This is a genomic window from Streptococcus sp. Z554 (assembly GCF_053010305.1).
The window spans coordinates 1-8,287 of record NZ_JBRKNV010000013.1 but is presented as its reverse complement, the minus strand read 5'-3'; the positions used below and the strand labels follow the sequence as shown (position 1 = coordinate 8,287).

The following is an 8,287-nucleotide window of genomic DNA, read 5'->3' as shown; positions in this document are numbered from 1 at the left end:
GCGGCTGTTCATGACATTCCAGAGTTTAAGGGTGGCGTTAATGCTGCAGAAGCGGCTGTTCATGACATTCCAGAGTTCAAAGGTGGCGTTAATTGGGTTGAAGCAGCTAAGAATGATGTTCCTGAGTATAAAGAAGCATCAGGTACAGGAGATAATCAGACAAGTCCAATTGCAGAAAAACTTGATCAGAAACCAGCTCTAACACCATCAGTTGCGATGCAAACAGCACAAAAAGAAGCAGAACAGGCCAAACTTCCTGAAACTGGAGAAGGGGCAACTGGACACCTCTTCCTAGCTGGTCTTACAGTAGCAATGTCTGCTCTATTTCTTGAAAAAAGAAAAGAAGATTAAACATCATAGAGTTTTATATCATGAAAACTCAAACTCCTAACGGATTGGAATGGAGAACAACAAACACCTAGAGAGGACCTCTTGGTCCTCCCTTTTTAAAAGGGAAATGATAACGCTTACCCAATTTAAGCGTGGGAAAGGAAAAAAAGAAAATGGGAAAACATTTTTTTGAGAGACGGTGTCATTACAGTATACGTAAATTTGCAATTGGCGCTGCTTCTGTCATGATTGGTGCTAGCATTTTTGGTGCTGGTGTGGTTCAAGCAGCCGAAACAGAAGGACCTGCTGAGACAGAAGGAACAGTAACACAGGTTCAGCCCCTAGATAAGCTGCCTGCAGATATAGCAGCGGCCATTGAAAAAGCCGAAGCAGCAAATCCAACTGAAACTACTGAAACGAATCCGACTGAAGCGGAAACCAAGCCTGAAAATACTGGTGAAGCAACTCCAAAACCAGCAGAAACTCCTGCTCCTAAGGAGGAAGCAACTCCAAAACCAACAGAAACTCCAGCTCCTAAGGAAGAAGTAGCTCCAGTAGCTAAACCAGCTGAGAAGCCAGTGACCAAAGATTTGGTTGAAACTCCAGATGTCAACCATTTAGAAAAGGCAACTGCAACAGCTTCAAACCATGAAGCGAATACTCCATTTACAGCTGAGAAGGCAATTGATGGAAATCCAGATACTCGTTGGGCAACTGACCGTGATGTTGTGAAACCAACAATCGAATTTAAGCTTGAAAAGACAACCTTAATCAAGCATGTGGAAATCGATTGGGACCGTCGTGTTCGTGGCGAGCAAAATGATCCAAACATCAAATCTTGGAATCTCTATTATGCAGGTCAAGACGAAGTTAATGGATCAGGCCCTGGAGAATGGAAGTTGGCCCATCAACGAACAGGAACTCCGGTTCTAGATGAAAAAGTTGACTTAAAAGAGGCCATTCAAGCAAAATATCTCAAACTGGAAATTACAGATTATCAAGCCGGTACTATGCAATGGAAAAATGTGGGTATTCAAGAAATTCGTGCCTACTCAAATATTCCAGACGCCAGCAAACCAACAGATATTCGTCAAGTTACAGAAATAGCGGTTGCAGAAGACGGAAAATCACTTGTCTTGCCGAAATTGCCTGGTCAAGTTAGTTTGATTGGAAGCAATAAGCTAGGAGTTGTTGACCTAAATAATAAAATCTATACACCATTGACAGACCAACATGTCAAAGTGATGGTCCAACAAACCAATGATAACCATACCTTCAGAAAAGAATTTGAAGTTGTCATTAAAGGCTTACATGCTGATGAAGGTGTTGGAAATAAGCCTGCAGTTGCACCAGCAGTCCAACAATGGTATGGTACTGAAGGTAAAACTTCTATCACTTCAGAAACAGTCATTTCAGTTGGAGATTCTGGATTTGACAAAGAGGCTAAATTCTATCAAACAGACCTTGAAAATCGTGGTTTAGAAGTTGCAACTGGTGGTCAAGAAGCACAAAATCGCATTGAGTTTAAAAAGGTTGAAGACAAGGGCTATGGCAAAGAAGGCTATGGTATCACCATTAAAGATGGCGTTATCACAGTAGAAGCTGCAACAAATGCAGGTGCCTTCTATGCAACCCGTACTCTCCTTCAGATGGGAGAAAAAGACTTACAGAACGGTGAAATCCGTGATTTCCCAAGCTTTAGCCACCGTGGCTTTATGCTAGATACAGGTCGTAAGTTTATTCCTTATGATACGCTTGTAGATATCATGCTTAACATGGCTTACTACAAGATGAACGATCTTCAATTGCACTTGAACGACAACTATATCTTCCTAGATAAACATGTGGAAGGTAAACATCTCAGTCAAAAAGAAGAATTGGACTATGTTCTTAAAAATGCTAAGACAGGTTTCCGTCTAGAAACGGATGTTGTTGGTGAGAATGGTGAAAAATTAACATCAAAAGAACATTACACCAAGGAAGAAATGCAACAGATCATTAGCCTTGCGAAAGACTTGCATATCAACCTTGTTCCTGAAATTGACACACCAGGACACGCTTTGTCCTTTGTCAAGGTACGTCCAGACTTGATGTATAAGGGTCAACTTAGTGCGAGAAAACACAATGTAGAACGTGTAGCTATGTTGGACTTGGATAACAAGTACGAAGAAACGCTTTCTTTTGTTAAATCTGTCTACGACAAGTTACTGGTTGGTGAAGATGCACCTCTTCGTGGCGTTTCAACAGTTCATATTGGTACAGATGAGTACTATGGAAGTCCTGAAAGTTATCGACGCTATGTCAATGATATGATCCAGTACATCAAAGGCAAAGGCTTAACACCACGTATTTGGGGTTCGCTCTCTGCCAAACAAGGAACTACGCCGGTCGATTGGAAAGATGTAGAAGTAGACATCTGGAGCATTGGTTGGCAACGTCCACAGGCAGCAATTGCTCAGGGTGCTAAGATTATCAATATCACAGATATTCCAACTTATAGTGTTCCAAGTGGAAGCAATAGTCAAGGTGGTTATGGGGATTATGCAAACTATGAAACTCAATACAACCGCTGGACACCAAATGACTTCTCAACAGGTGGAGGCCCACGCCTAGAAGCATCTAATCCAAATATCATCGGTGGTGGTCATGCAGTTTGGAATGACAACATTGACCTCCATGAAACAGGACTTACCTCTTTTGATATCTTTAAACGCTTCTTCAAGAGTATGCAATCAACTGCAGAACGCACTTGGGGTTCAGATCGTGCAGCTAAGACCTATGCAGACCGTATCCAACCAACAAGTGTCTATGCACCACGTTCAAACCCAGAAAAGACAGTAGAAGAAAGCGACCTCTTCACAATTAAAGCAGAAACAATCAAGGGATATCTTGCTAAAAATGTGAAGAAAACAGAAGCAGGATTGAATTTTGAAAAAGATTCTAGCATCGAAGGCTTAGTAGGTGATGTTGGTCCGAGTCATGTCTTGAAATTGGATGTTACGGTAACTGGTGAAGGTGAACAAACCTTCTCAACTAGCGGAGACAACCAACTTTATCTTGCTGACAAGGATGGCTACCTCGCTTATAAATTTGAACAATTCCATATTCAATTTAACAAGAAACTTGAAAAGAATAAACGTTATCAAATCTCTGTTGTGACCAAACCTCAAGTGACAGAAGTTTATGTAGATGGCGAAAAGGTTGAGCGTATTGCAAATCCAGCTCATCCTCGCTTGGCCCACAATACCTTGGTACTTCCACTTGAAACAATCGGTGGTTTCCAAGGAATCTTGCATAGTGCCGAGTTGTCAAATGAAGCATTTGTAAACCCACGTTTGATTCCAACGGATCACTTTACAGTTTCTGCAACTAGTCAGGAAACACCAGGAACAGAGACTGAAGGACCAGTAGAAAAAGCTTTCGACAATGATCCGAATACCTTCTGGCATTCAAAATGGACAGGAGACCGTGCTCCATATACAGTTGCAATGAATTTGAATGCGCCTGAAAAAGTCAATGGTTTGACTTATCTTCCACGTCCAGGTGGAGGCAACGGAGTCGTGACCTCTTATGAAATTTATGCTCAAAAAGATGGTCAAATGGTGAAAGTTGCTTCAGGAACTTGGGAAAATAATGCCAAAGAAAAAACTGTTAATTTTGCGACAGTTGAAACCAACAAGGTAGAATTTAAAGTTCTATCAGGTGTCGCAGGATTTGGTAGTGCTGCAGAAATTCAACTACTCAAGCCACTTTCTGATAGCGAATCTGAAGAGCCAGTTGCTCCAGAAAAACCAGTGACTCCTGAGAAACCAGTGAACCCAGAACAACCAAAAGTTGGAGAAGTGGGAGATGGTACAACTGAACTCGCTGATAGTTTTGTAGCTAAGAAGCCAGCTAGTGATGATGTGATTGCTGCAGCAGCACAAAGCCAAGACTATCTCAAGAAAGAATACAAGGTATTCCCAACACCACAAAAAGTCACTTATGGTGAAGGTGTTACGAAACTTCAAAAACAAGTCAATCTTGTAATGGGCGATCAGTTGGATATCTATACTCGCAACCGCTTGAAGAGTGTCTTACAAGATCATCAAATTTCTTACACAAGCAGTCAAGCAGCAGTAGCAGGTGCTACAAATATCTATCTTGGCGTCCATGGTCAAAATTCACAGGCTGAAAAAGAAATCTCTGGTATTTCTCAAGGACTCTTTGATAAGATTGATGCCTATGCTTTGTCAATCAAGAACAATACAATCTCTATCGTCGGAAAAGATACAGATGCTGTTTTCTATGGTTTGACGACTCTTAAACACATGCTTAATGAAAGCGAAGCTCCAGTTTTACGTAATGTAACAGTTGAAGACTATGCTGACATTAAGAACCGTGGCTTTATCGAAGGATACTATGGTAACCCTTGGAGCAATGCTGATCGTGCTGAGTTGATGCGTTACGGTGGTGACTTGAAGTTGACTCAATACTTCTTTGCACCAAAAGATGATCCATACCACAACAAGAAATGGCGTGAACTTTATCCAGAAGAAAAATTAGCTGAAATCCGTGAATTGGCTCGTGTCGGAAACCAAAACAAGACTCGCTATGTTTGGACCATCCACCCATTCATGAACAACCGTATTCGTTTTGGAAATGATGCTGACTACCAAAAAGACCTTGATACCATTAAGGCTAAGTTCACTCAATTGATGGATGTCGGTGTCCGTGAGTTCGGTATTCTAGCTGATGATGCTCCAAGCCCAGTTGGTGGCTACAATAGCTACAACCGCTTGATGAAGGACATGACAGATTGGTTGACTGAAAAACAAGCAACTTATGTTGGCCTTCGTAAGGAAATGATCTTCGTTCCAGGTCAGTATTGGGGTAATGGTCGTGAAGATGAATTGAGATCTCTAAATGAAAATCTTCCAACCTCAACTTCTATGACCCTTACTGGTGGTAAGATTTGGGGTGAAGTATCCGAAAACTTCCTTTCTAACCTTAAGAACAACCTAACTGCAGGTGGTAAGACTTACCGTCCAGTATCCCTATGGATTAACTGGCCATGTACAGACAACTCTAAACAACACTTAATCTTGGGTGGCGGTGAGAAATTCCTTCATCCAAATGTGGATCCAAGTCTCCTTTCAGGTATCATGTTGAATCCAATGCAACAATCTGAGCCTTCTAAGATTGCCCTCTTCTCTGCGGCTCAGTATGCATGGAAACAATGGAAGTCTGAAGAAGAAGCTAAGAAAGTAAATGATATCGCCTTCAACTTTGTTGAAACTGGTAAGTTTACAGATAGTGAAACATCTGTTGCCTTCCGTGAACTTGGTAAACACATGATTAACCAAAATATGGATGGTCGTGTTGTGAAATTGGAAGAATCTGTTGAGCTTGCTCCGAAATTAGAAGCCTTCATGTCTAAGCTAAAAGCTGGTCAAGATGTTGGCGCAGAGCGTAATGAATTGCGTGCAGAATTTGCCAAACTGAAAGCTGCAGCTCAACTTTATAAAGCATCTGGTGACGAAAAGATGCGTAATCAAATCCACTACTGGTTGGATAATACGATTGATCAAATGGATGCCTTGAGTGCTTTCCTAGATGGAACAGAAGCGATTGAAAACAATGATTCTTCTCGACTTTGGGATAGCTATTACAAGGGCTTGAAACTCTACGAACAATCACAAACTTATACCTTCCACTATGTAGACCATGATGAAAGAGCTGAGTTGGGTGTTCAACATATCCGTCCATTCTTGCTTGGCCTTCGTGAAATCCTTGCAACAGAAGTCCAAAAAGCCTTGCATCCTGACCAAGTCATTAGTACCTTTATCACTAACCGTACAGGTGTCGAAGGTGGACTTGCTGAAGTCACTGATGGAGATTTAGGAACACATGCCCTTATCAAATCACCAAACAGCATCCAAACTGGTGACTATATCGGTTTGAAATTTAATAAGGCTGTTCCAATTCAAAACTTGACATTTGCAATGGGAACTCAAGCAAATCCACGCGATACCTTTAACAATGCTAAAGTTGAGTATCTCAATGAAAATGATCAATGGGTAACACTTTCAGAACCAAGCTACACTGGTAATGAGCCTCTTCTTAAATTTGAAAATCTCAATATCAATGCTAAAGCTGTTCGAATGATTGCCACTTCTGATCGTGGAAATACTTGGTTTGCTGTACGAGAAATTGCTGTTAACCGTCCTGTAGAAGTAAGTCGTCCTAAACAGACAGCTACAGTGACCATCAGTCCAAATCTTATGTACAAGTACAATACGACAGTTGCTCAGATTACAGATGGTCGTGATAATACGGAAGCTATGCTTGCAAATGCTGATCGCACGGATACAACTCCTGTCGATGGTTGGGTACAACTAGACTTGGGCGAAGTCAAACCTGTAACTAAGGTTCGTCTCGTTCAAGGTTCAGGAGATAAGTTAGCAGAAGGTGTCCTTGAGTATTCTACAGATGGAACTTCATGGCAAGAATTGGATCGTTTGGCTGGTGAACAAACCAAAGAAATTGAAACTCCAATTTCAGCTCGTTACATTCGTGTTCGTAATACCAAGAATATCAATCTATGGTGGCGTATCGCTGACTTCTCAGTTGAGACACGTGCTGGAAATAGCGAGATGACAGATACTAATGTTGAGAGCTTGAAATCAACTCCAGTATATGACAGTCTCGGTCGTTATGACCTACAAATTCCAAGTGGAACCAAGCTTCCAGCTCATAGCTACTTGGGTATGAAACTTGATCGTCTTCACCAGGCAGAGAGCATTCAGGCTATTGGTATTGGAAATCCAGCCCTTGACTTGGAATTCTCTCCAAATGCACAAGAATGGTATCCAGCTAGTCAAGTAACAGATAAGTCCTTGGTACGTTATGCTCGTTTGGTGAATAAGACCGACCAAGAACAAGCAGTGACCGCAACATCTCTACTGGTTAAGACAAAAGAAGTGGAGCCAACTAAACTTGATTCTACTTCTATGGGAATTGATGCCTACTATGGTGCAAATGATGTTCGCAAGATCAAGAATTTGGATCAGTTGTTTGATGGTGTTTACAATAACTTTGTAGAGTTCTCTGATTATGCACGTAAAGATGGTCACATTACCTTAAAACTTGGTAGCGAACGTGACATCAAGAAGATTAGAACTTACATTCAAGATGGTACTCAAAACTATCTTCGTGATGGTAAGATTCAGGTTAGCCAAGACGGCAAGACATGGACAGACGTTGTGACAGTTGGTGATGGTATTGCAAATGACATTCATGATGATTCATTGACAGATGGATGGACACATGATTCTAAGATGCCTGGAAATCGCTACATCGAAGGTGAACTTGCAAGTCCAGTTAAAGCTAACTATCTACGTGTTCTCTTCACTGCTAACTACGACGCTCGTTTTGTTGGATTTACTGAATTAGTCATCAATGATGGCGAATTTGTGAAACCAATCAACGACCCAACGGTTCAAGGAAATGGTGGAGAAAGTAGAGGCAACCTTTACACCAATCTTGTAGATGGTAAAGTCTTGACAAGCTATAAGGCTGAGAAAGACCAAGGTGAGTTGGTTTACCACTTGTCAGAACCAACAGATGCTAACCATATCCGACTTGTTTCTAGTCTTCCTCAAGGAGTAGCAGCTCGCGTACTCGCTCGCACTCTGAAAACAGACAGAGACGGTGCTTGGACAGATTTGGGTGCAATTACCTCAAGCTTCCAAACATTTGCCGTGAGAGATAAGGCTCCGTTACTTGATGTTAAACTCATTTGGGAAGGTGGCAAGCCAGAATTCTATGAAATGACTACTTACTATCAAGAACTTTCAGAAGAACCTGAGCAACCAACTCCAGATCCAGAACCAACTCCAGATCCAGAGCCAACTCCAGATCCAGAGCCAACTCCAGATCCGAAACCAACTCCAGATCCAGAGCCAACTCCAGATCC

General features: G+C 41.7%; 2 protein-coding genes. Both read left to right on the top strand.

Annotation, left to right across the window (positions count from 1 at the left end; all coding sequences use genetic code 11):
* The coding region (locus ACVC7R_RS08400) for an SIALI-17 repeat-containing surface protein (RefSeq protein WP_447264336.1) at positions 1-351 on the top strand (351 nt) is incomplete at its 5' end.
* Between the two features lie 152 nt (positions 352-503).
* A partial coding sequence (locus ACVC7R_RS08395) for a beta-N-acetylglucosaminidase domain-containing protein (RefSeq protein WP_447264335.1) occupies positions 504-8,287 on the top strand: 7,784 nt, incomplete at its 3' end.